The organism is Methanobrevibacter woesei (assembly GCF_003111605.1).
Lineage (GTDB): Archaea > Methanobacteriota > Methanobacteria > Methanobacteriales > Methanobacteriaceae > Methanocatella > Methanocatella woesei.
The window spans coordinates 299,369-323,609 of the sequence record NZ_MZGU01000004.1 but is presented as its reverse complement, the minus strand read 5'-3'; the positions used below and the strand labels follow the sequence as shown (position 1 = coordinate 323,609).

The following is a 24,241-nucleotide window of genomic DNA, read 5'->3' as shown; positions in this document are numbered from 1 at the left end:
CTCTCTCATATTTTGTAAATATGTTCAATCAACTATTAAAAGTTAATGAAAAAAAAATAATGAAAAATAAAAAATTAAGCTAAAAATTTAAAACTTTTAGCTATTAAAACAGTGTCTTCTGGAGTTGGAGTTGATATTTGGGCCTGCATATTTTTACCAGAATCTTCAATAAATGTAATAAACCTAGCATCACCAACATGCTCTCCAACATTAGCAGTGGAGTTGTAAATAAGAATACCATCAACATAATAAGATGGACAATCTTGAACAGCTTCATTAGCTAGTGATAAACCCTCTTCATAACTGAAACTTGTCTGTGAGAAATCCCATACTTTAACTAAATAAGAATCAGACTGATCCTGATATCTTACATAACCTTCACCAATTTCACCCATAGTGAAATTCAAATCATCACTGCAGTTAAAACTAGCTACTCCAATATTCACTGTTTTTAAATGTTCAGCAAAAAATGATTCATAACAAATAAATCCTGCTACAGCTACAATAAGAATTAATGCTACTACAATAACCCTTTTTCTTTTATTGGTTGACTTACCTCTAGAAGTATTAACCTTTTTAACTCTTAAAGATTTACCGCATTTATCACAAAATTGAGCATCTTCCCTTTTTATTTCGGCTCCACATTTTGGACAATATTTTACCATAAATTTCACCTAAAAGCAATAACTAAAAAAAATGCTATTTAATATTACTTTTTTAAAACAAGATGTAAAAATTTAACTATAATCTAAAAATCAGAGAAAAATAACACATTCCATTTTATAAAAATAAAAAAAAAGAGAATAAAAGATTATTCATCTTTATTCCAATAGACAATACCATATACAATGCATAAAAGAGTTGAAAGTATAATTAATACATAAACTCCCCAAATCCAAGGGTCTTCAATACCTAAAACCATCATTGTGTACCACTACCTTTATTATTGTCAATATCTTCAAAGGATTTATCAATAACCTCTTGTGCAGGAGGTTTTGTAAGTAATGAAACAACAATAGTGAAAATAGCTGAAATTGGAACTGCTATTAACATAACATCAATATATGGCCATGGTGCTGCTGGAAGTAATGTTGAGATTCCAAATAAGTATTGGCAAAGACCTAAACCTGCAGCAGTTTTTTCAAATACAAAGAGTAACCAGAATAAACTAACAAAGGTTCCAGATAAAATTCCTGCAATTGCTCCTGCTTTTGTAGTTCTTTTCCAATACAGAGCACCTAAAAATACTGGTAAAAATGCAGCTGCACAAATTTCAAAGAATAAACTTGTTCCAAGTGCAATTACACTTCCTGGAAGTGAATAAGCCAAGATAAGAGCAAGAATAATAGCTATAAGAATACCAATTCTTGTAATTGTAATTTCATCAATGATTTTTTTACTTTTTTTAACAATGGAATCACAAATATCAATACCAAATGCAGTACCTTGTGTATGAAGTTGTGAACTTATTGTAGACATAGCTGCAGCAACTAAAGACAATAAGAATAGATATACAAACCATTCTGGTAATGCCATATTAATAAATACAGGAATAATTCTATCAATATTGTTTCCAACAACATCAACTGCTATTTTACCTAATTCATCAAAGAAATAGACATTAGATAATGCTCCAGTAATGTAAGCAGTTGTAGGCATTATAGCAATAAATATTCCACCAATTAATACAGATCTGTTTAACTCTTTATCAGATTTAACAGTCATGAATCTTACAACTAATTGTGGTTGAGCTAATACACCAATACCAACACCAATAAGAGTAGATGAAACTAAATTCCACCAGAATGGAGAACCTGCAGTTGGGAATGTTGTCCAACCTGTACCACCACCAGCTATTGCACTGGCTGGATATAAATCAACCATATTGGTTAGTGCTGAATTTGCAGGAGTTATACCTCCAAACATCCAATAGACAAATGCTAAAAGGAACAGCATTGCAGCAACCATAATTACAGCTTGTAATGCATCAGTATACATTACACCTTTAATACCACCAAAGAATACGTATAATGTGATAATTACTGCTAAAATAAATAGTGAAATACCGAAATCCAACATTAATGAAGATTCTAAAAATCTTGCTGCTCCAATAAGAACTACTGCAGCATAAAGTGGCATAGCACAGAAAATAATTAATCCAGAAGCATGTTGAATAAACTTACTGTTAAAACGTTTTCCTAAAAAGTCAGGAAATGTTAAAGAGCCTAAACTGTGCCCCATTCTACGTGTTCTCTTACCTAAAAATACAAATGCTATGAATATTCCAACAATAATGTTTAAAAACGCTAACCATAGAACACTCATCCCATATTCACCAGCAACTCCTCCAAAACCCACAATAGCTGCCGTGGATATAAATGTAGCACCATAACTTAATGCCATAATAGCAGGATGTGTATCCTTACCAGCTATCATGAAGTCTTCTGAGGAATTAGTCTTTTTCCATGCGTAATAACCTACAGCAACTAACATGAAGATGTAGATTATAAACACAATAGTTAAAATCATAATATCCATATAAAAACCTCAAATAATATACAAAAATATAGATAATATTTATAATAAAGAAATTATATAAAGTTTTATATTAATAAATGAACAAAATTATATGTGTTATAAATAAAAAGAAATAAGGGATATTATGGTGTGGAACAAAGAAGCCGAATGTATGAACAAAGAAGCAAAAAAAGAACTACAATTAAAAAGATTGCAAGAAACTGTAAAATTAGCTTATGAAAATGTACCATTTTACACAAAAAAATTAGACGATGCTGGAGTTAAGCCTGAAGACATCAAAACATTAGAAGATATTGAAAAAATACCATTTACAACTAAAGATGACTTAAGAGCAGCGTACCCATTTGGATTATTTGCAGTTCCTGACGACGAAATTGTAGAAATACATTCATCATCTGGAACAACAGGAAAACCAACAGTATCTGGATACACCAAACATGATTTAGATGTATGGGCCGAAATAACTGCACGTGGATTAGACATGGCAGGTGCTAAAAAGAATTACATAATTCAAAATGCTTACGGATATGGTTTATTTACTGGTGGATTTGGTATACACCATGGAGGATATAAATTTGGAGCAACTGTAGTGCCAATTTCTGCAGGAAATACTGCTAGACAACTTCAAATTATGAAAGATTTCCAATGTGATATTTTAACATGTACCCCTTCTTATGCAATGTATCTTGGTGAAAGCTTAGAAAAAGCAGGTATCGGCATAGATGAAATTAATTTAAAAGCTGGTATCTTTGGAGCTGAGATGTGGACTGAAGAAATGAGACAAAAAATTGAAGCTAGTTTAGGTATTAAAGCATTAAATATCTATGGATTAACTGAGATTATGGGTCCTGGAGTAGCTCAAGAATGTATGGAACAAGATGGTATCCACATATCTGATGATCATTTCTATCCTGAAATTATTAATCCGAAAACTGGTGAAACCTTAGGATTTGATGAAAAAGGAGAACTTGTTTTAACTACTTTAACTAGAGAAGGAATGCCAATCTTAAGATTTAGAACTAAAGATATTACTTCTTTAATGTCTGGCGATTGTGCATGTGGAAGAACAACTGTTAGAATGAGAAGAATCACTGGTAGAAGTGATGATATGCTTAAAATCAGAGGAGTTATGGTTTTCCCATCTCAAATTGAAAAAGCATTACTTACAGTTGAAGGTATAAGTCCAAACTATCTCATTATTGTAACAAGACCTGAAATTTTAGATGAAGTTGAAGTTAAAGTAGAAGCTTCAAGAGAATTATTCTCTGATGAAATGAAAGAAATGGAAAAAGTAGAAAAAAGAATTGTAGATGCAATTAGAGGTGAAACTGGTTTAAGAGTTGATGTAACATTATGTGAACCAGAATCATTACCAAGAAGTGAAGGTAAAGCTGTTAGAGTTATAGATGAAAGGAATTTTGATTAGGGTGTAAAAATGGCTATTAAACAAATATCAATCTTTATTGAAAACAAAGAAGGAAGAATTAAAAAAGCAATAAGCATATTAGGTGAAAAGGACATCAATATTCGTGCTCTTTCAATAGCTGATACAACAAAATATGGAATTTTAAGATTAATTGTATCTGATAATGTAAAAGCAATGATTGCTCTTGAAGAAAAAGGATTTGTTGTTCGTGAAAACGATGTTGTCATTGTTTCCGTACCAGATAAACCAAATGGATTAAATTCTGTTTTAGAAGTTTTAGATGAAAAAGATATTAATCTTGAATACATGTATGCATTCATCAGTAATAAAACAGATGAAGCTATTGTAGTAATGAGATTTGAAAACATGGAGGAAGCTGTTGAACTTCTTAAAGACAGTGATGTAAATATCTTAGAAAAAGAAGATATTGAAAAATTATAAATAGCTAAAAAACAAGAGTGTGTACTTATTTCACATTCTTTATCTTTTTTTAAAAAAAAAAAGAGTAACTCTGAATCTTTTTTATTAACTAATTTTTAAATTTGAAAAAAAATAATAAAAATAAGGTTTTTAAACCTTATTGTAATACAAATCCACCGTTAGGAGAAATAACTTGTCCAGTTAAGTAGTCTGCGGTTAAGATGTATTCTAAAGCACCAGCAATTTCTTTAGTTTCCCCGATTTTTCCAAGAGGGATAGTTGCAGCAAGTGCATTTAATTCATCTTGGTTTACTCCTCTAAGCATGTCAGTCATAATCATACCTGGAGCAATAGCATTTACTCTTACTTTTCTTGGTGCAAATTCTAAAGCTAATGCACGGCATAAACCGATTACACCAGTTTTTGCTGCACAGTAATCAGCTTGGTTAATTACACCAGTCATTCCACCTACTGAAGCAGTACATACAATTGAAGTATCACGGTCAACCATGTATGGAAGTGCTAAGTGACACATGTGCATCATACTTACAAGGTTTGTATTAATTACTCTTTCATAGTCTTCAGGTTGAAGGTCAATGAAATTTGAATTGTTTGTAATACCTGCATTGTTTACTAATGCATCTATTTCTTCACCAAATTCTTCAACAGCAGCATTTACTAATTTTTCACAGTCTTCAAATTTACTTACATCAGCTTGTACAGCAATAGCTTCAACACCATATTCTGATTTGATTTCTTCAATTAAGTCTTCAGTTAACTTTTTGGAAGATTCGCTTCTGTAGTTGATAACCACATTATATCCAAGTTCTCCAAGTTTTAAAGCCATTGCTTTACCAATTCCTCTAGATCCACCAGTAATGATTGCATTTTTTGCCATTTTTATCACATCTCTTATTGATAATAAAATGTATATTTACAGATGTTATTTAAATTTTTCTTAATTAATTTGAGATTAACCGAATATTATTCAGATAAATTACATTTTAGATGAAAAAAAATATGAAAATATTCATCAAAGCATCACTTAAAAACAATAACATTCAAAAAAAAAAAGACAGATGTAAAAAAAAAAAATAGAAAAAAATAGAAAAATCAGATAAGATCTTCCTCAATAACAACAACATCAATAGATTCTTCATTGAAATAGTAAGAATCATCAACTTCTTTTAGAGTTTTTAAAACATTGAACAATTCCCCAGTTTCAAATAAATGCATAAAATCATTTATAAAAACAATCCAATCATCCTGATCATCACTATCACAATATTCACTATTGAATTTAATATCAGCAGGATTATCAATCCAGTCTACACCATCATAGAATTCTTGCGATTCGATATTGCCATCTTCATCATAATCAACAGCCATTAAAAGTTCAAATTTCTTTGTTCCTAGCTCTTTTGTTAATTTGAATTCTGGCATTTTACGAACCCCCTAGAATTCTTTTAATAATGTAGCAACATCCTCTTTGGAGTAACCTAAATGGACGAAAAGTGTTTTTAATGATTCATCATTAGAGTAAGATTTAATTTCTCTCCATTTTTTAAAATCATTGTTTAAAATCCCATTAATTAAAAGTTGAATGGTAATTAAATCATCACTTTTTATTGCTACAAATGCATCTTCATTGTCAAAAACATTACTTGGATCAATTAAAGTAATTTTTCCCTTTTTATCTTTTTTTATTATAGCATTATCAATTTTATATGCCATTGTGAACAACACCATCTTACATTATAATTAATAATTTTTACTTAAATTTTATATAAATGTTTAACCTTTAATCCATTGATAACCACTTTCAATAGCTTTAACATTTAATTCATGAAATTGTGGTTTTAAATTATTTTTCATTGCATCAATAACAGATTCTTTTGAAATTGGGAAATTATCATCAGCAGTAACTGCCCCTAAGAGAACCATATTTAATGAAACAATGTTTCCAGCATCAATAGCTAGTTGATTACCATCAATAGGTAAAACATGATTATAATTTTCCTCCAAAATAGAGATTAAATTATTTGTGTTTGGATAAGGTTTATCTCCAGATGAAGGAATAATAGGATGAGTATTGAAAACTAACTTAGTGTCTTTATTAGCTTTGTTTAATGCCCTTACAATTTCAATAGGTTCAAAAGAAAGTAACATGTCAGCACTATGATCAGGAAGTATAGAACCTTCAAAATCACCAATTCTTAATTCAGTAGATACAGAACCTTCTCTTTGAGACATACCGTGAATTTCACTTAAAACCACATTAAATCCTTGATTCATTGCAGCTTCACCAATAATCACAGAAGTTTTAATAATTCCTTGACCACCAACACCACAAATACACATATTATAACTATTTTTTCCTGCCATGTTATCACCTCATACCTGCGTTAAGTGCTCCATACTTACAAACTTGAACACAAACATTACATCCAACACACATTGACTGATCCAATATAATTTTACCATTATTAAGAGAAATAGCTGGACAAGCTAATTCATTTGTACATTTTAAACAATTATTACAATTAGATTCTACATATTCAACAGGAGGTTTTTTAGCATAACCTTTAATTAAAGTACATGGAGATTTAGATATAATAACTGCTACACCATCATATTCTAAAGCTTCTTTATAAGTGTTAATTACTTGCTCTAAATTAAGAGGATTAATAACACGAACAAAGGAACAACCACAGGCTAAAGCTAATTTACGGATAGAAATTTCAGGAGCTTTATCACCCATTGCATCAATAGGTATTCCTGGATTTGGTTGACCACCAGTCATAGCTGTAATCCTGTTATCTAATACAGTTAAAACAAAATTAGCCTTATTATGAATAGCATTGATTAAAGGAGAAACACCACTATGGAAGAAAGTTGAATCTCCAATAAAGCTTACAACTTTTTGATTAGTAGCTATTGAAAATCCGCATCCATCTCCAACACTTGAACCCATAGATAAAAGATAATCTGCAGCATAATAAGGAGGGTTAATTCCTAAAGTATAACAACCAATATCAGATGCAAAGACAACATCACTGGCAGGTATATTTAATTCTTCCATTGCTTTATTAACTCCATAGTACATGGAACGATGAGGACATCCAGAACATAAAACTGGAGCTCTGTTTGGAATTGCATCAACTAATTCCTGTAAAGAGGAACTTAATTCATATTCTTCTTTAGTACAGCAATCAAGAACTTTGTTAAATCCATCAAGAACTACATCAGGAGTGTATTCATGATATTTAGGGAATGTGTCATCTAATTTACCATGAACTACAACATCTAATTTGTTTTGAGCAACAATAGCTAAAACTTCTTTTTCCATAATAGGATCTACTTCTTCAACTACAAAGACTTCATCCAATCCTTCTAAAAAGTCAGCTATTAATCTTGAAGGTGTTGGATTTGAAAAACCAAGTTTTAATATGTTTATATCAAGGCCTTTAACATCCACAACATCTTTAGCATAGTTAAATGCACTACCAGATGCAATTAAACCATATTTTTTATTTTCAGTGAAAGTAATTTCACGGTTAAATTCTGATTTATTTGAAATCTTCTCAGCATTTTCCATTTTTTCAACTAAATCAACGTGCATCCTTAATGCATTAGCTGGAACTGGAACATATTGGGATGGATCTTTTTTGAAGTTTCCTTTCTTCCAATGAGTTTCATCTTCAGAAGAATTATCAGAAATTTCACCAAATTCAACAATTCCACGCATATGGGACACACGAGTAGTGGTTCTTACAATTACTGGCAATTCAAATTGTTCAGAAAGTTCAAAAGCATATTTAACCATATCTTTAACTTCTTGACAACTGGATGGCTCTAAAACTGGCAAACTAGCTAAATGACCATAATGACGACTATCCTGTTCATTTTGTGATGAAAAAATTGAAGGATCATCAGCAGTTAAAATAACCATTCCACCTTTTACTCCAGAGTAAGCAGTGGTCATAAAAGAGTCACTAGCTACATTTAAACCAACATGTTTCATAAAAGTAAAAGAACGTAATCCAGAAGCAGCAGCAGTGGCAGCAACTTCCATAGCTACTTTTTCATTAGTTGAAAATTCAAAGTATATATTTGCATCTTTTGCAAGCATGGATAAAACATTCCCAATTTCTGATGAAGGTGTACCTGGATAAGTAGCTGCAACAGAGATTCCTGCCTCTATAACCCCCCTAACAGCAGCTTCATTACCTAGTAAAAATTGTTTATCACCAGATTTGCCTGTTATTAATTCATTTAAATTCATTGTATTTCCTCAAAAAATAATAAATATCATTAATCTATTATCAAACTTAAATTTATTAATAATGATTAAGAATAATATAATATAATAATATAATTATATATGTAAATAATATATACTTTTTTGTCTTATTTTTAATAGATAATAACTGAGGAGTGAAAATAATGATAACTGTTAATGTGTCTAGGTTTAACAAGGAAACAGACTCTGAACCTTATTTTGAGTCTTATGAAATAGAAAAGACACAAGGAATGAAACTTTTAGATGCACTTCAAGCTATTAATGAAAAATATGATGCAGATATTAGCTTTAGAAGTTCTTGTAGAGCAGGACAATGTGGTTCATGTAGTGTTAAATATAACGGCGATGGAGTGCTAGCCTGCCAGCAAGAAGTTGAAGATAACTGTAAAATAGAAGCAGCTAATTTTCCAATTATCAAAGATTTAATAGTGGATAGAAGTAGTGTTGATGAGAAAGTTCAAAATCTTCATTTATCATGCCAACAGGAAAATTCAGATGATGCATTAAATGAAACAATGCCTAATTCTCAGCTAAAAGATACTAAAAAGGTTAGAAGCTGTATTGAATGTTATTCCTGTTTATCTTCATGCCCAGTTGTTAAATATTTTGAAGATGAATTCGGAGGACCTTTCTATTTAAGATACCTCTCCAAATTCGATTTTGATCCAAGAGATATTAAAGACAGATTATCTGAAAGTCTTGAAGAAGGATTGTATAAATGTACTAGCTGCGGAAAATGTAGAGAAGTTTGTCCTAAAAATATTAATACCTTTGGAGATGCTATAGAAAAGCTTAGAGCAATAGCATGTCAAGAAGGCAAAGGACCTCTTCCAAAACATGTTGCATTTAAAGAAAACATTATAGAAACTGGCCGTTCAGTTAAAGGTGAAGGTAAAAGCTTTATTGAAGAAGCAGGAGTGGAAGGCAAATCAAAAATTGCATTATTCACAGGCTGTATGGTAGATAAAAAATTAAAACATGTTGGACATGCTTTAGTTAATGTCTTAAAAAAACATGGCATTGAAATTGACATTCCTAAAGAACAAGTTTGTTGTGGCTCTCCTCTTTTAAGAACAGGTCAGACAGACATTATCCAATCATTAGTTGATAAAAATAAAGAAGTGTTTAAAGATTATGACATTGTACTTACCATATGTGCAGGTTGTGGATCTACTTTAAAAAATAATCACCCAGAATATGGATCCGAGTTAAATGTAATGGACATTAGCGAATTCCTTGATGATAAACTTAACCTTGAAGATATGAAGGAATTAGATATGACTGTCACCTGGCATGACCCATGTCACTTATATAGAGGTCAAGGTATTGAAACAGAACCAAGAGACATCCTTAAAAAGATTAAAGGAATCAATTTTGTTGAAATGGAAAAACCTAATCAATGTTGTGGTGCTGGTGGAGGAATAAAAGCAGGCCATCCAGAAATAGCTTTAAAATTATCAACTGAAAAAGCTAAAATGATTAAAGATACTGGTGCTGAAGCTGTGATAACAATCTGTCCATTCTGCCAACATAACATCCAAGATGGTCTTAATCATGAAGGATTATCAGATGTTAAGGCTATGAATATTTTAGAGTTACTTGAAAAATCATATTCAGATTAAGGAGATGTAAAAATAGCTAAACATCCACATATTGAAGATTCACAAAAAATAGAGGAAAAAGAACATCTTAAAAATAACACTTATGTTGTTTTTATTGAATGTGAAACACCAGGAAATATCGGTTTTCTTGCAAGAACAATGGCAAACTTCGGTCTTAAGAATTTAGTTCTTATTAATCCTCCAGAACTTAAAGAGGAAGCATTTTATCAGGCCATGCATGGAAAACATTTAGTTGAAAATGCTAAAATCTACAGGACTTTAGATGAATTTTACAATGATATTTCTATTGATTTTAAAGTAGCTTCAACAGGTGTTGCTGGAGGCAGTTATAATTTATCAAGAATAGCTATTACACCAGAACAATTAGGCAAATCATTAAATCCTAAAGATAAAACAGCTATTTTATTTGGAAGAGAAGGTAATGGATTGACTAATGAAGAAATTGATAGCTGTGACATGGTTGTTAGTATTCCAACTGATGAAGAATATCCTATAATGAATATTTCACATGCTGCGGCAATCATTCTCTATGAGGTCTTCAAAAATAGAAATGAATTTGCAGCTGAAGGCCTTGAAGAAAGTACAGCTATTGAGAAAGAACTCCTTATAGAAGATATGGAAAAAATGATTGATACTCTTTCTATTCCAGAACATAAAAAGAAAAATGGTCTAAAAGCATTTAAAAATATCATCAATAGAGCATTTATTACTGGAAGAGAAGCACATACTTTAAAAGGAATCTTAAGAAGATTAAAAAATAACTTGGATTAAATATGAGAAAAATAAGCTTTGCTGACATTAGCATATTTATTGTAAATCGTATTTTCAACTGGAGATTCTGGATAGCTAGTTTAACCAAGAAATCCAAAGTTGCAAAAAAGATTATTGAAAAAATTCTTTTTGAAGATGATGACACTATAATCATACCAAATACAATAAGCATCAATCAGAAAATAGAAGGTGAAAAATCAGAATTTTTACCTACCGACATTTTAAAAGAAGTAATAAAAAAATGTGATGATATTGTAATCATGAATGACTGCTTATGCAGGACTTCCAGTGATTGTAAAGATTATCCTCAAGATATCGGATGCATATTCCTTGGTCCAACATCAAAAAAGATTCCTAGAAATATTTGCCATGAAGCAACAGTTGAAGAAGCTTTAGAACATGTTGATAAAGCCGATAAAGCTGGTTTAAGTCATTTAATTGGAAGAAATAAAATAGATTCTGTATGGATGAATGTAAGACCAAGAGAAGGACTTCTCACAATTTGTCACTGCTGTCCATGTTGCTGTCTCTGGAAGGTTTTACCAAATTTAGATAGTGAAATTAGTGATAAAGTAAGTAAATTAGAAGGAGTTAAAGTTACTGTTAATGCTGACAGATGTAATTTATGTAGAAAATGTTTAAAAGAAGTCTGTATGAGCGATGCAATATCATTAAAAGACAATAAAATAGCTATTGATGAAGATAAATGTAGGGGATGTGGACTATGTGCAAATGTCTGCAAACCAAAAGCTATTAACATTGAATACCAAGATGATACAATTGATTCAATAATAAATAGAATGAATAATTTAATTGAGTATGATAAAAAATAATACTAATTATTTACATAATATATAAAGTAACAAAAAAGGGAGAAAAAATATGGCCATATTAAGTGATAAAACTATAAAAGAATATCTTGAAAGCGGCAAGATTGCAATTGATCCTTTGGAAGATGAAAAACAAATACAGCCATCTTCTGTTGATATGAGATTAGGCGATGAATTTAAAGTCTTTAAAGTGATTAGAAAACCATTCATTGACCCTAAAGATGAAGAGGATGTTTCTTCTTATATGGAGTCAACTGTAGTTAAAGAAGGTGAAGCATTCATTATACACCCTAATGAATTTGCACTAGCTACAACACATGAATATGTGAAACTCCCTGATGATTTAGTAGCTAGAGTAGAAGGCCGTTCATCTATGGGAAGATTAGGAGTAACAATGCATGTGACAGCAGGATTCATTGACCCTGGTTTTGAAGGTAAAATCACCTTGGAAATCTCAAATATTGGAGCAATGCCTGTAGCATTATATCCTGGTCAAAGGGTTTGTCAAATAGTATTTGAGACAATGACAACCCCTGCAGAAAAACCATATGGCCACCCTGATAGAAATAGTAAATATATGAATCAAACAAGACCTGAAAGCAGTAGAATTAAGCAAGATTATGAATTAAAAAAATAATGGAAGTTAATACTTATGAATCATGACAAAATGACAAATATTAGTGCAAAAAGAGGATTTTTATGGCCTTCTTTTGAAATATATTCTGGAGTATCTGGATTTACCGATTATGGACCTTTAGGAGCTAGTTTAAAAAATAATATCATGCAAAAATGGAGAAAACAATATGTCTCCGGAGAAGGATTTTATGAAATTGAAGGTCCTACTGTAATGCCTAAAGAAGTTTTAAAAGCTTCAGGACATGTTGATAACTTTACAGATCCAATGACCAAATGTGAAGAATGTGGAGAAGTATTTAGAGCAGACCACATCATTGAAGAAGTTATTGGAGAAGATGTTGAAAGTTTAGAAAATGAAGAATTAGATCAGATTGTAATTGACAATAATATTAGATGCCTAGAATGTGGTGGAAAATTAGCTAATATCTGGAATTACAATTTAATGTTTAAGACCATGATTGGAGCTAAAGGCGATAAAGTAGGATATATGAGGCCTGAAACTGCACAAGGAATATTTATATTATTTAAACGTCTTGAAAGATTCTTTAGAGGAAAACTTCCATTTGGAGCTGTTCAATTAGGAAAAGCTTACAGGAACGAAATTTCACCAAGACAGGGAGTAATTCGTCTTAGAGAGTTTACACAAGCAGAAGCTGAAATATTTTTAAATCCTAAAGATAAAACTACTCCAAAATTTGCACAGATAGCAGATGAAATATTATACTTAAATTCACAGGAAGTTCAAGAAAACAATGGAGAACCTTTAAAAATAACTGCTAAAGAAGCTTTAGATAAAGGAATAGTAGCTAATGAAATGTTAATTTACCAATTATACTTAGCTAAAAAATTCTTAAATGAAATTGGAATTCCTGATGATGTTTTAAGATTCAGACAACATTTACCTGGAGAAATGGCTCACTATGCTCTTGACTGCTGGGATGTTGAAGTTTTAACTGACAAATATGGATGGGTTGAAATCATTGGAATAGCTGATAGGGGAGATTACGACTTAAGTTCACACAGCAAATACAGTAATGATGAGTTAAATGTATTTATTGAATATGATGAACCTAAAAAAGTTAAAAAAACTGTTGTAAAACCAAACTTATCTAAATTTGGACCAATATTTAAAGGAGATTCCCCTAAAATTAAACAGGCCATTGAAGAAGCAGACCCAACTGAAGTTATGAAAGCTATTGAAGAAGACGGAAAATTTGTTGTTGAATTAGATAAAACCTACGAAGTTCCAGAAGAATTATTAATCTTTGAAGATGTTGAAGAAGAAATAAATGGAGAAAAAATAATTCCTCATGTAATTGAACCATCATTTGGTATTGACAGAATTGTATACTCAGTACTTCTCCATTCATTCCACACAGCAGAAAATGAAGATGATAAAGACTACTTTAAATTTGCAAAATCAATAGCTCCTGTTCAATTAGGAATATTCCCTCTTGTAAACAAAGAAGGACCACGTGAAATAGCTATTGAGTTAACTGAAAAATTAAGAAGCCATGGATTCACTGTAGAATATGATGCCTCTGGAACTATTGGTAAAAGATATGCAAGAGCTGATGAAATTGGAATCCCATTGGCAATAACTGTTGATTTTGAAAGTCTCGAAGACAACCAAGTTACTGTAAGGGATAGAGACACAGAACAACAGGAAAGAATAGCTATTGACAGTTTAGAAGATTATTTAAAAAATTATTATAAATAATCTTTTTTATTTTATTTTATTTTTAAATTCCTCAAATAATACATTGGCCCACTTTTTACCACCTTCTGTTTTTGAAATTAATAATCTATTCTGGTCAAAAATCCCATCTAACCTAAATAAAGATAACATTATAACTTCATCTGTTATTAATAATGAAAAATTAGACTTGTTTTTAAAGGAGTTTACCTTTAAATTAGGTTTAAAATCCATATTTTTACAGAAATTATCATAGATTTCATCAGATATTAAAAGTTCAACATTTTTATTTTTGGATACTAACTCATTTAATTTTTCATCCATTGTTGAAAAAGTGTTTGGTAAAATCCCCTTTACATAAGCGGCATTATTTAAAGAATCCAATATGAAATTTCTAGTTTTATAAATATTAATTTCATCAGACTCTAACAAATAAGAATTTTTTAGTAGAAATAGATTTAAAATAGCATTTTTAGGCAATTCATTAACACAATGATTATTAAAAAACAATCTTAAATTATCTAAAGTAGTTATTGTCATTTGAAGGTCCAAAATATTTTCAAAATATATATTCATTATATTGGAAAGATGATATCTATTAAATTCCCTAAAAACATAGCCTTCAAGTTCCAAATTATGAATATTACTAGATATGGAACTGTAACTTAATCCTGTATCTGAATTAATTTCTTTCATAGTTTTTGATTCTGAAAATAATGTTTCAACTATATCTAAGCGTATAAAGGAATTAGAAACATATTTAATCTCCTCAGAAACATTTTCATATATCTCCAAACTACTTTTTTCTTTTATTTCAAACATAAGCAACCACCAGAATTAGTAATACTTTAATTATAATTTTTAATAACAAAAAATATAAAATTTTTTGAAATGTAGAAAATCACAAAAACACCACAGCAAGATAATTATTAAAAAAAAAATATTTTTAAAGATTAAAAAAGATATAACAAGTTAAGGGATAAAATGATTGACACACATACACATGTAGATGCACGAAGTAGTGAAGATTTTGAGATGATGTATTTATCTGGAATAGATACCATAGTAACCTGCGGTTTTTACCCATATAAGCTTACAAATGAAACCGTTCTTTTAAATCATTTAGAGAGAATACTACACTATGATACAAAAAGAGTTGGAGAATATGGAATTGATTTGAAAGTTGCTCTTGGAATCCATCCAGCAAATACTGAAATAAAACCAGATTTAATCTATGAAAATCTCTACAAATGGATAGAAAATAAAGACATCATAGCTATTGGAGAAATTGGACTTGAAGATTTAACAGAAGAAGAATACCAAATATTTAAAGGCCAATTGGATATTGCAGAAGAGACAAAAACACCCGTTATTGTCCATACTCCACGTAAAAATAAAAAGAAAGTACTTAAGGAAATATTGACTATTCTTCCAGACCATATAAGCCCAGAACTAGTTGTAATAGACCATGTAAATCAGAATATTGTTGGTGAATTAATAGATACCGATTACACATTAGGTTTAACAGTTCAACCTCAAAAAATGGACAAAGAAGAAGCAATAGCTATTTTAAAAGAATATGGATTTGACAGATTTCTATTAAATAGTGATATGAGCAATAAACCATCAGATCCTCTTTCAGTAGCAAAAACAGTGCGTGAACTTCAAAGATTAGATTTTGAAAAAAAAGAAATAGAAAAAGTTGCATCAAAAAATGCAAAAAAATTTTATAAAATTTAATTATCCTACTTTAACTAAATCAATGTTACTTGGAGCAATAATAATTAAATTTTTATCTTCACATTGAGAGAGAAGTAATGCTGCAGCACCATAATTTTCTCTTAATTCTTTAATTTTATCGCCAGCAAGTTTAAAATTAGCAGGACTTTCTTTTTCTAAAAATGATAAATCCAAAATAATTGGATTATTTTCATTTAAAAGCTGATCAACAATATAATTAACATCATCAAGAGTTTTAGGACGCATTAACATTATTTTATACAAGGAATGTTCTGGGGAGATAATTATATCATCATCATAATAACCTTGCCTATAATCACTAGCTAAACTTCCTTCATCATACCCTCTTTCTTCAAAGCCTAAACTTCTTTTAACATCATCTAAAAAACTCATTCCTTTTCCTCCAAGAAATCAAATATAGCATCTAATAACTTTGAGGCCCCATTATTATAAACATCTTGAACTGGTAAACCATAGGTATGCTCAAAGTAGCATTCATCCATATCTAAACCTGCATTTTTAAGATTTATAGAAATACCAACAACTTTAGTAGGTTCTACAGCTTCAATAGCTCTAATTTCTTCTACAATACCTCTTGGTTCCCTATATGGATGATTAGGTCTGTGACCAATAATAACTGCATCAGGAGCAGCACCAATCAAAATAGCTGCAGATAATCCTCTTGGATGAGGATTTCCTTTTTCAGTTAAACTAGATTGACCTTCAATAAAAATAATATCTGGATTTTTAACTTCTTCAACATATTTAATTGCACTTAAAACAGCAGCAGGAACATCCATAGCAGATAAACTTCCTGCTCTAAAATTAAAATCAGTAGGTTCTTCTAAACCCATTTCATCAGTGGATATGATAGCTGGAGTTAAACCCCTTTTAGCTGATTCAATACCTAATGCTTTAGTAGTAGTCCTTTTTCCACATTCTTGAGAAGTTCCACCTACAAAAATTACAGGTGCTTTAGGAGTATAAGATATTTTTGGTAATACTTCACAAGATCTTTCAGGAGCAATACCTGCAATTTTTTCAACAACATCTAATCTAGGACCAATTTCTTTAATTTGCACATTTTTTGCACTAGCAAATTTAGATAAAGAAGGATTTTCAGACACCGGTAATGACCTAAAAGAACATACAACATTTAAACCTGAGTCAATAGCTTTTACTGCATATTTAAGTGCTGCCCCTTCAGCACCAATAGGTAACATGATAACAATAGATTTTGCAGAAACTTCCTCTAAACATTCTTCTAAACTTGAAGAAACTTTTAATCCGCAAAATAAAGTTCCTTGTTTTCTTGGATCATCATCAATAAATCCTACTGTTTCAATACCTTCAAGGTTGGAGAATTTTTCTCCTCCACCACCACAACCCACAACAATATATGGATTTAAATCTTGAAGTTCTTTTACTGAATCAACTGAATACAAAACTATCACCCCTAATCCTTAACAATAAACGAAATATAATATTAAATTAAAATAAATATTGATTCAAAATTAACTTTTTATAAATTAATATTCTGTAAATTATTTATTAATTTCATTATTATTAAATATAAGTATAATAATGAAAAAAATATTAAAAAACATGAAATATAATATAAAAAGTAAGAATACAAAAATGGAGCTAGCATCATGAGAAGACCTTATGTTATTTTAATAGGTAGTGCTTCAGGGATTGGAAAATCAACAATAGCTGCTGAATTAGCTAAAAAATTAAATATAAAACACTTAGTTGAAAGTGATTTCATTAGAGAAGTTGTAAGAGGAATTATCGGGAGCGAATATGCTCCTGCACTCCATAGTTCATCCTATAATGCATATAAAACATTAAGAGACAAAAACAGATACCAAAGTTATGATGAATTAATATCCGCAGGTTTTGAGGAACATGCTTCTTTTGTGATTCCTGCTATTGAAAAAGTGATTTATAGGGCTATTAATGATTATGATGACATAATTCTTGAAGGAGTTCATTTAGTACCTGGATTAATCGATTTAGAGCAGTTTAAAGAAATTGCAAATATTTACTTCTTTGTTTTAGCATCTGATGAAGAATCACACAAAGAAAGATTCGTAAAAAGAGCAGTGCAAATACATAGAGGTGGAAAACAACTTGACTACTTTACTGAAAATAGAATAATTCACGACCACCTACTTAAAAAGGCAGAAGATAACGAGGTTCCAATAATTTATACAGAAAGCATTGACAGTAGCTTAAAAAAAATGCTTAGAACTATCAATAAAAGCTGTAGAACAATTAAACTAAAAAATAGTCTTGATGAACTCGAAGATATTATTGATATCCTTATAAGAAAACATAATGGCAGTTTTGAAAAAATATCCTACATAATGGATGGTTTTACTGATCCTCTTGTTAGAAATGTGAATATAAATGAAACTAAAGAAGCCGAAAGCTTCCTAAATTATTTAAATACACATCCTAACAAAAAAGAAGAAATGGAAAAATTATATAATCTTTCAAAATACAGAGAATTCTTAATATGTGCTTCAGATATTGAAGAATTAAATTTAATTGAAAAAGAATTAGATGACAAAGGATATCTATACAAGGAGATATAAAATGACTGAACTTAATGAAATGGTTATTAAATGTCCAGCATGTGGAGTTGAAAAGGTTGCAAAATCAATTATGAGAGAAATTGAAATTCCTCATTTTGGAAATGTTTTAGAAACTACAATACAATGCGACAATTGTGGATTTAAACATAATGACATAATCTCTTTAGACCAAAATGAACCTGCAGAATATACATTAGATATTAAAAAAGAAACTTTATCTGTTAGAATTGTCAGAGCACAATCTGCAACAGTATCTATACCTGAGGTAGGAATAAAAGTAGAACCTGGCCCAAAATCTGAAGGATATGTAACCAATGTTGAAGGAATATTAGTTAGATTCAAAGATGCAACATTAAAAGCATTAAACTTATTTACAGATGAAAAATCCACAAAAAACGCAAAAATAACTTTAGAAAAAATAGAGAATCTCATAAATGGAGAAGAAACAGCTACTTTAATTATTGAAGATCCATTTGGTCAAAGTAACATAGTTAGCGATGATGCTAAAGTTTCACCAATCCCTGAAGAGAAATTAAGAGAATTAAAAACAGGTTTTACAATAATAGAAGAAAATGGAGAATAAATTATTCTTCCATATCTTCATTAGATGCAATTAAGTCAGTAGTAAAATCTTCTTCTTCAACTACATCTTTTAATTTTAAAGTCTTTTTAACATCCATAGCTAAAGCATTACAGTCAGCTTTAATAGCTTCTAAATGTAATAAAATCCTTTCTTTTTCTTGATTAATTCTTTCAATATTAGTATAAGGATAAGTAGACTCTTTTAACATTTCATATTCAATAGTGGTATAAGGATATTCATTTAATTGTTTACATACATTTTTAAGAACATCTCCTAAAAATTTGTTCATTTCAACTTTTACTCTTTCCCTGATCATTTTATCATCATCAAGGTTTTCTTTCATTAAACGAACAACTTCTGCTTTAGCAAAAGGTAATTTTTCTTCATCCTCATCAATGTATTCAGTTTCTTCTAAAACTTCTTCAGTTTCTTCAATGTTTTCATTTTCTTGATAATCTTCCATAATATCACATATGAATTTTTTCAAATAAATCAAATTGAACGAAAAAATAAAAAACTTTGCCATTTTTCATTTATTCTATCAATATCTAAATGCATATTTGTCTTAAGTTCTATTTAAAGGTATGTAAAATTTTTAAAATAATACCTAAAAAAAATATATGTTATCCACATTACTATCAAAATAATTCATTAAAATTTTAAGTATATTAAAAGCAAAAAATAATGAAAAAATAAAAAAAGTAGCAAAAATGCTACAAAAAATTATTTTCTTTTTAAATTAGATATTCCTAAAAATGAAATAAAAACCAAAGTTAAAACATATAAACTACCAATAGGAGAGCCAGTAACTTTCATTAAAACATCCCCATTACTATTTGATTGTGATGCAAATGCTGTTTTAACAATATTTGAATCAACAGAATTATTATTTATAAGTTTATTAAGATTAACAGCATTTTCAATCAAATTAATAATAATATAATCATCATTATTATTTAAATTAGGATCAAAAACATCTGAAATAATATTAACTTTATTACCAGCACTCCCTGCACTTTTTCCAATAGCTTTATACTTCAAAGTAGCAACATCACCATTATCTAAAAAGTTAATGAACCAAGTTTTTCCATCATCTGAAAAAGAACCCTTATCAGAACTATATGAAACAATATCCAATAATGAATCAGCAATATCTTTAACAACAATATTATTGGCAGCATCAGGACCGTTATTTTTAATTGTTACAATAAAATCAACCATATCTCCAACATTATAATTAAGTTTAGATGATTCCTTTGTAATTGATAAATCTGCAGCAGGTTTTACATTGATTTCTTGTGAATCTTGATTATTAGTTTCATTTGAGTCATCCTCATTTCCACTAGCTATTACAACATTAACAAAATGGCCAGTTTTATTAACATAACATATTATATCTAAAGATTTGACATCTCCACTAATTAAATTACCAACATCCCATGTATTTCCACTAAATCTACCTTCCCCATTATCAGAAATATAAATAATTCCCTCAGGAAGAATATCATTAACAGTTACACCTGTTGCATCATTAGGCCCCTTGTTTGAGACTGTTATAGTCCATTTAATATATTCATGATAATTTGGATTAATATTGTTAACTTCTTTATTAACAACCAAATCAACAAGTTTATCAGATATCACTGACTCTGAATCATTGTTATTAGATAAATCATAATCATATTCCCTACCAACAATTTGAACCTTATTTAAAAGCTCACCTAAACCATTAACTTTACATATAATTTCAATACTTCTAGATTCACCAGGAATTAAAGTTCCAACATTCCAACAGCCATTATGCGGATTATAGTCCTCTGATGATGCTGAAAGAAAAGTCAGACTACTCGGTAACTTATCATAGACAAGAACACCAGTTGCTATGTTTGGACCATTATTAAATGCAGTTATTTCCCATTTAACAATATCTCCAAGTAATGGATTCTTATTATCAACTTTTTTATCAATTTGCAAGTCGGCAGCATTAGACACATTAATTGACTCATTATTTTTATTATTGGTTAAATTACAGTCATATTCATTACCTGAAACCTCTGCAATATTTATAATATATCCAGTACCATTAACTAATGTCCTAATTAATAAAGATACAGATTCACCAACAGCTAACTCACCGATATTCCAAATATTATCATTATAGCTACCTTCACCATCATCAGATATCCATAGGATTTCATCAGGCAAAACATCTATTACTTTAACATTTGATGCACTATCAGGACCATTATTAATAACAGTCAAAGTCCATAAAATCTCATCCCCGTAATTAGGATTAGTGGTGTTAACTGTTTTAATAACCTCTAAATCAGCAGAAGGATTGACATTAATTGTTTTATTATCTTCATTATTAGATTCATTATTATCAGACTCATTACCTGAAACTACTGCAACATTCACAATAGATCCTGTTTTATTAACTAAAATTAAAATCTTTAAAGTAACAGTCTGACCCACATTAAGTTTTCCAATGTTCCATAGACCAGTTAAAGGATCATAATCCCCAAAACCATCAGCAGAAACAAAAATTAATCCTTTTGGAAGCACATCCTTAACTTTAACATTATTGGCAGCATCAGGACCATTATTAATAACAGTCAAAGTCCAGATTATTTTATCTCCAAAGTTTGGATTAGCATTACTTACTTCTTTAATTATCTCTAAATCAGCAGAAGGATTAACAAAAACGCTTTCGTTATCCTCATTATTAGATTCATTAAAATCGTACTCATCTCCAGAAACATTAGCTACATTAGTAAAATTTCCAGTTTTATTAGCTACTGAAATAATTGTTAAAGTAATGGATTCACCAACACCCAACTCACCAATTGTCCAGACACCAGTTTCAGGATTATAAGCTCCATTACTATTATCACTTATCCAAATAAGACCTTCTGGAAGTACATCAGTTACCATAACATTAGTAGCAACATCAGGACCTGAATTATTAACAGTCAATGTCCATTTAATTACATCCTTATACTCATATTGAGGCAAATCAGAATTTTTACTAACATTTAAATCATTTTGAGGAAGTACTGTAAAAGTAGTACTATTCATAATTTCTTTGTAAAAATTATCTTCATTATGAATTGTATACACAGTGTATTTTCCTGCTTTCAAACCAGACAAATCAACTGAAATTTCACCATGGATATCAGAATAATCTACAAAATCTGTTATAACAGCCCCATCTTCATAAACAACTTTTATTCCTATTTCAATAAGGTGTTCCCTTGAATCCTGATATAAAAAATCCATATTTGCTCCATTAACTGGATTTACACCATTAATAAAAATTGTTGAAGAATCAGCATTATTGTAAATAGCATTTGAAACATTGAAATTAAAAGCTTCAGCTATATTATTTCCCCCATAAATTACTGAAGAAATTCTTATAGATTCACCAGTAAAAATTACATCTCTTGAAAGATAAACTGGCAATAAATAAACCCAAGCTTGATTATTAGACATATTATTACCAGTAATTTTGATTTCATTAGCTAATTTACCAATGTAAATTGCACTACCATTTCTTGCTATATTATAATTAAATATATTGTTTCTAATATCTGCATTTGTTCCATTGATAAAAATAGCACCACCTAAACCATCATTTAATTTAGAAGCGCTTGGAATAGCCTCATTTCCAATGAATTTATTATCTGAAACTGTTGTACTATCAGAATCTATATAAACTCCACCACCATTAACATTTGCAAGGTTATTTTCAATTAAAGAATTTTTAATAAAAGTACTTCTTGCCTCAATAAAAATTGCACCACCATTTGAAGCAGCAACATTTTCATAAAATTCACAACTATCTAAAGTAACTTCCTCACCAATTAAATGAACAGCACCACCAATTGGAGCAGTGTTTCCACGGAATTCGCAATTGTTAATATTTAAAATCATATTATCAATATTGAAACCAGTACTTAAAGCACCACCATATAAAGAACTTGCAGTATTGTTTTCAAAATAACAGTTTAATACATTTCCCGCAGAATGATAAGTCAAAGCACCACCTTGATCAGCAAGATTACCTACAAAATAACATCCATCAAAAGTTATTCCATCCCTAACACAACAAGCTCCACCATGAGAATAATATTCCTTAAATGGAGAGGTTGCCTTATTATTAATAAATGTACAATTTACACAGGAGGAAACAATATAATATTCATCCATACCTATCTGAATAGCTCCTCCATAAACACCTGCTCTTTCTTTGTATTTATTATCAACGAAATTTTCTTCAAAAACACAATTTTTAATCTCTGTATTATTACCGTAAATACCCACAGCACCAGCAGCTATATGGGCATTATTTCTATAGAAATAAGAATTATAAACTTTCAAATAGTCCCCATGACCCAAATATACAGATCCCGGATATTCAGTGTAAATAGCTCCACCACCCCTGGCTTCATTGGCTTCAAAATAACAGTTATCAATTGTAACATTAGTACCTTGAATTAAAATAGCTCCACCAACCAATGTATTGTTACCATTTATAAATTTACAGTTATCAATTTTTAAATTTGAACCTCCCTCCTGTATAAATAACACCCCATTTAAATTAAGAGCGTTTAAAACGGGCATCTGACCATTATAATCACCATGAATATTCACTTGCTTATTTAAATAAATTTGTTCACCGGAACCAAAATACTCTTTCTGGTTCAAAATTACTGTATCACCATCATTAGCACGATTAATTGCATCTTGAATATCTTTAAATGAATTTCCATTTGGAACAATAGAATTCATTAGAGAATTTACTTCATTATCTTCAACTGATAAATCAATATTATCTGTCACATTATTTTCTAATTCTTCAGCATTAACATGAGGCATGAATCCACTAGCTAGCAGAACTAAAAATGTGAAAAATAAAATATTGATAAAATATCTATTTCTAACTTTTTTAGAAAATTTAAACATTTTAATAACTCCTTAGGAGGATTATTTCCTAAATTAATTAACAAAAGCTATTAAAATACCAAATTAAACTTTTTATTTTAAATTTTTGCAAATAAAAATACAAAAATCATG

Annotated in this window: 23 protein-coding genes; 10 read left to right on the top strand and 13 right to left on the bottom strand. The window is 29.9% G+C overall.

Going from position 1 to position 24,241, the window contains the following annotated elements:
• Positions 1-74: 74 nt before the first annotated feature.
• The 3 genes from MBBWO_RS04110 to MBBWO_RS04105 all read right to left on the bottom strand — a co-directional run bounded on the left by MBBWO_RS04110 (position 75) and on the right by MBBWO_RS04105 (position 2,538).
• The gene (locus MBBWO_RS04110; protein ID WP_116669611.1) at positions 75-665 is read right to left on the bottom strand and encodes a zinc-ribbon domain-containing protein; all 591 of its coding nucleotides are present in this window, start codon (positions 663-665) and stop codon (positions 75-77) included.
• 146 nt (positions 666-811) lie between these two features.
• On the bottom strand, positions 812-925 hold the full coding sequence (locus tag MBBWO_RS08260) for a symporter small accessory protein (RefSeq protein ID WP_337956465.1): 114 nt from the start codon (positions 923-925) through the stop codon (positions 812-814).
• The gene (locus tag MBBWO_RS04105; RefSeq protein ID WP_116669610.1) at positions 922-2,538 is read right to left on the bottom strand and encodes a sodium:solute symporter family protein; all 1,617 of its coding nucleotides are present in this window, start codon (positions 2,536-2,538) and stop codon (positions 922-924) included. Before MBBWO_RS04105 ends, MBBWO_RS08260 begins: the two co-directional genes overlap by 4 nt.
• Positions 2,539-2,662: 124 nt before the next feature.
• On the opposite strand from MBBWO_RS04105, the gene MBBWO_RS04100 reads away from it, so the two are divergent.
• Both MBBWO_RS04100 and MBBWO_RS04095 read left to right on the top strand, forming a co-directional pair.
• Positions 2,663-3,964: a phenylacetate--CoA ligase family protein gene (locus MBBWO_RS04100; protein ID WP_116669609.1), complete on the top strand. Its 1,302-nt coding sequence runs from the start codon at positions 2,663-2,665 to the stop codon at positions 3,962-3,964.
• 9 nt (positions 3,965-3,973) lie between these two features.
• Positions 3,974-4,405 (top strand): amino acid-binding protein, encoded by a 432-nt coding sequence (locus MBBWO_RS04095; RefSeq protein ID WP_116669608.1) that lies wholly within the window; start codon positions 3,974-3,976, stop codon positions 4,403-4,405.
• Positions 4,406-4,541: 136 nt separating this feature from the next.
• Here MBBWO_RS04095 and MBBWO_RS04090 read toward each other — a convergent pair whose 3' ends face one another.
• The 5 genes from MBBWO_RS04090 to iorA all read right to left on the bottom strand — a co-directional run bounded on the left by MBBWO_RS04090 (position 4,542) and on the right by iorA (position 8,669).
• Positions 4,542-5,282, bottom strand: coding sequence for an SDR family NAD(P)-dependent oxidoreductase (locus MBBWO_RS04090; protein ID WP_116669607.1), 741 nt, complete (start codon positions 5,280-5,282; stop codon positions 4,542-4,544).
• A gap of 215 nt (positions 5,283-5,497) precedes the next feature.
• Positions 5,498-5,827, bottom strand: a complete 330-nt coding sequence (locus MBBWO_RS04085) for a hypothetical protein (protein WP_116669606.1) — start codon at positions 5,825-5,827, stop codon at positions 5,498-5,500.
• A gap of 12 nt (positions 5,828-5,839) precedes the next feature.
• Positions 5,840-6,118: a hypothetical protein gene (locus MBBWO_RS04080; RefSeq protein WP_116669605.1), complete on the bottom strand. Its 279-nt coding sequence runs from the start codon at positions 6,116-6,118 to the stop codon at positions 5,840-5,842.
• Between the two features lie 60 nt (positions 6,119-6,178).
• Positions 6,179-6,769 carry an indolepyruvate oxidoreductase subunit beta gene (locus MBBWO_RS04075; RefSeq protein WP_116669604.1) on the bottom strand — a complete coding sequence of 197 codons (591 nt, stop codon included), beginning with the start codon at positions 6,767-6,769 and terminating at the stop codon, positions 6,179-6,181.
• A gap of 4 nt (positions 6,770-6,773) precedes the next feature.
• Positions 6,774-8,669, bottom strand: coding sequence for an indolepyruvate ferredoxin oxidoreductase subunit alpha (iorA, locus tag MBBWO_RS04070; RefSeq protein ID WP_116669603.1), 1,896 nt, complete (start codon positions 8,667-8,669; stop codon positions 6,774-6,776).
• Positions 8,670-8,830: 161 nt separating this feature from the next.
• On the opposite strand from iorA, the gene tfrB reads away from it, so the two are divergent.
• From tfrB to glyS, 5 genes are read left to right on the top strand one after another with little or no spacing between them, the layout of a single operon-like run.
• A complete protein-coding gene (gene tfrB, locus MBBWO_RS04065) occupies positions 8,831-10,309 on the top strand; it encodes a fumarate reductase (CoM/CoB) subunit TfrB (protein ID WP_116669602.1) in 1,479 nt (492 codons plus the stop codon).
• Positions 10,310-10,321: 12 nt separating this feature from the next.
• On the top strand, positions 10,322-11,080 hold the full coding sequence (locus MBBWO_RS04060; RefSeq protein ID WP_116669601.1) for a TrmJ/YjtD family RNA methyltransferase: 759 nt from the start codon (positions 10,322-10,324) through the stop codon (positions 11,078-11,080).
• Positions 11,081-11,082: 2 nt separating this feature from the next.
• Positions 11,083-11,913, top strand: coding sequence for an indolepyruvate ferredoxin oxidoreductase subunit alpha (locus MBBWO_RS04055; protein ID WP_116669600.1), 831 nt, complete (start codon positions 11,083-11,085; stop codon positions 11,911-11,913).
• Between the two features lie 49 nt (positions 11,914-11,962).
• On the top strand, positions 11,963-12,547 hold the full coding sequence (gene dcd / locus MBBWO_RS04050) for a dCTP deaminase (RefSeq protein ID WP_116669599.1): 585 nt from the start codon (positions 11,963-11,965) through the stop codon (positions 12,545-12,547).
• Positions 12,548-12,562: 15 nt separating this feature from the next.
• Positions 12,563-14,266: a glycine--tRNA ligase gene (gene glyS / locus MBBWO_RS04045; protein ID WP_116669598.1), complete on the top strand. Its 1,704-nt coding sequence runs from the start codon at positions 12,563-12,565 to the stop codon at positions 14,264-14,266.
• Between the two features lie 6 nt (positions 14,267-14,272).
• Here the strand turns inward: glyS and MBBWO_RS04040 are convergent, their stop codons facing one another.
• Entirely contained in the window at positions 14,273-15,064 is a 792-nt protein-coding gene (locus tag MBBWO_RS04040) for a helix-turn-helix transcriptional regulator (RefSeq protein ID WP_116669597.1), read from the bottom strand.
• 162 nt (positions 15,065-15,226) lie between these two features.
• On the opposite strand from MBBWO_RS04040, the gene MBBWO_RS04035 reads away from it, so the two are divergent.
• Entirely contained in the window at positions 15,227-15,982 is a 756-nt protein-coding gene (locus MBBWO_RS04035; RefSeq protein WP_116669596.1) for a TatD family hydrolase, read from the top strand.
• Here MBBWO_RS04035 and MBBWO_RS04030 read toward each other — a convergent pair whose 3' ends face one another.
• Both MBBWO_RS04030 and MBBWO_RS04025 read right to left on the bottom strand, forming a co-directional pair.
• The gene (locus tag MBBWO_RS04030; protein ID WP_116669595.1) at positions 15,983-16,375 is read right to left on the bottom strand and encodes a cell division protein SepF; all 393 of its coding nucleotides are present in this window, start codon (positions 16,373-16,375) and stop codon (positions 15,983-15,985) included.
• The gene (locus MBBWO_RS04025; protein WP_116669594.1) at positions 16,372-17,427 is read right to left on the bottom strand and encodes a DUF1611 domain-containing protein; all 1,056 of its coding nucleotides are present in this window, start codon (positions 17,425-17,427) and stop codon (positions 16,372-16,374) included. Before MBBWO_RS04025 ends, MBBWO_RS04030 begins: the two co-directional genes overlap by 4 nt.
• Before the next feature lie 207 nt (positions 17,428-17,634).
• On the opposite strand from MBBWO_RS04025, the gene MBBWO_RS04020 reads away from it, so the two are divergent.
• Both MBBWO_RS04020 and MBBWO_RS04015 read left to right on the top strand, forming a co-directional pair.
• Entirely contained in the window at positions 17,635-18,582 is a 948-nt protein-coding gene (locus tag MBBWO_RS04020; RefSeq protein WP_116669593.1) for a 3H domain-containing protein, read from the top strand.
• A 1-nt stretch (position 18,583) separates the two neighbouring features.
• On the top strand, positions 18,584-19,165 hold the full coding sequence (locus MBBWO_RS04015; RefSeq protein WP_243408462.1) for a ZPR1 zinc finger domain-containing protein: 582 nt from the start codon (positions 18,584-18,586) through the stop codon (positions 19,163-19,165).
• Between the two features lies 1 nt (position 19,166).
• Here MBBWO_RS04015 and MBBWO_RS04010 read toward each other — a convergent pair whose 3' ends face one another.
• Entirely contained in the window at positions 19,167-19,628 is a 462-nt protein-coding gene (locus MBBWO_RS04010) for a hypothetical protein (protein WP_116669592.1), read from the bottom strand.
• A gap of 260 nt (positions 19,629-19,888) precedes the next feature.
• Positions 19,889-24,130 carry a DUF11 domain-containing protein gene (locus MBBWO_RS04005; RefSeq protein WP_116669591.1) on the bottom strand — a complete coding sequence of 1,414 codons (4,242 nt, stop codon included), beginning with the start codon at positions 24,128-24,130 and terminating at the stop codon, positions 19,889-19,891.
• Positions 24,131-24,241 lie beyond the last annotated feature (111 nt).

Coding starts and splice junctions, on each gene's coding strand:
- MBBWO_RS04090 (WP_116669607.1), bottom strand. CDS start 5,282: ATGGCAAAAAATGCAATCATTACTGGTGGATCTAGAGGAATTGGTAAA.
- MBBWO_RS04075 (WP_116669604.1), bottom strand. CDS start 6,769: ATGGCAGGAAAAAATAGTTATAATATGTGTATTTGTGGTGTTGGTGGT.
- MBBWO_RS04035 (WP_116669596.1), top strand. CDS start 15,227: ATGATTGACACACATACACATGTAGATGCACGAAGTAGTGAAGATTTT.
- MBBWO_RS04020 (WP_116669593.1), top strand. CDS start 17,635: ATGAGAAGACCTTATGTTATTTTAATAGGTAGTGCTTCAGGGATTGGA.
- MBBWO_RS04105 (WP_116669610.1), bottom strand. CDS start 2,538: ATGGATATTATGATTTTAACTATTGTGTTTATAATCTACATCTTCATG.
- dcd (WP_116669599.1), top strand. CDS start 11,963: ATGGCCATATTAAGTGATAAAACTATAAAAGAATATCTTGAAAGCGGC.
- iorA (WP_116669603.1), bottom strand. CDS start 8,669: ATGAATTTAAATGAATTAATAACAGGCAAATCTGGTGATAAACAATTT.
- glyS (WP_116669598.1), top strand. CDS start 12,563: ATGAATCATGACAAAATGACAAATATTAGTGCAAAAAGAGGATTTTTA.
- MBBWO_RS04030 (WP_116669595.1), bottom strand. CDS start 16,375: ATGAGTTTTTTAGATGATGTTAAAAGAAGTTTAGGCTTTGAAGAAAGA.
- MBBWO_RS04100 (WP_116669609.1), top strand. CDS start 2,663: ATGGTGTGGAACAAAGAAGCCGAATGTATGAACAAAGAAGCAAAAAAA.
- MBBWO_RS04110 (WP_116669611.1), bottom strand. CDS start 665: ATGGTAAAATATTGTCCAAAATGTGGAGCCGAAATAAAAAGGGAAGAT.
- MBBWO_RS04095 (WP_116669608.1), top strand. CDS start 3,974: ATGGCTATTAAACAAATATCAATCTTTATTGAAAACAAAGAAGGAAGA.
- tfrB (WP_116669602.1), top strand. CDS start 8,831: ATGATAACTGTTAATGTGTCTAGGTTTAACAAGGAAACAGACTCTGAA.
- MBBWO_RS08260 (WP_337956465.1), bottom strand. CDS start 925: ATGATGGTTTTAGGTATTGAAGACCCTTGGATTTGGGGAGTTTATGTA.
- MBBWO_RS04015 (WP_243408462.1), top strand. CDS start 18,584: ATGACTGAACTTAATGAAATGGTTATTAAATGTCCAGCATGTGGAGTT.
- MBBWO_RS04055 (WP_116669600.1), top strand. CDS start 11,083: ATGAGAAAAATAAGCTTTGCTGACATTAGCATATTTATTGTAAATCGT.
- MBBWO_RS04005 (WP_116669591.1), bottom strand. CDS start 24,130: ATGTTTAAATTTTCTAAAAAAGTTAGAAATAGATATTTTATCAATATT.
- MBBWO_RS04085 (WP_116669606.1), bottom strand. CDS start 5,827: ATGCCAGAATTCAAATTAACAAAAGAGCTAGGAACAAAGAAATTTGAA.
- MBBWO_RS04040 (WP_116669597.1), bottom strand. CDS start 15,064: ATGTTTGAAATAAAAGAAAAAAGTAGTTTGGAGATATATGAAAATGTT.
- MBBWO_RS04080 (WP_116669605.1), bottom strand. CDS start 6,118: ATGGCATATAAAATTGATAATGCTATAATAAAAAAAGATAAAAAGGGA.
- MBBWO_RS04010 (WP_116669592.1), bottom strand. CDS start 19,628: ATGGAAGATTATCAAGAAAATGAAAACATTGAAGAAACTGAAGAAGTT.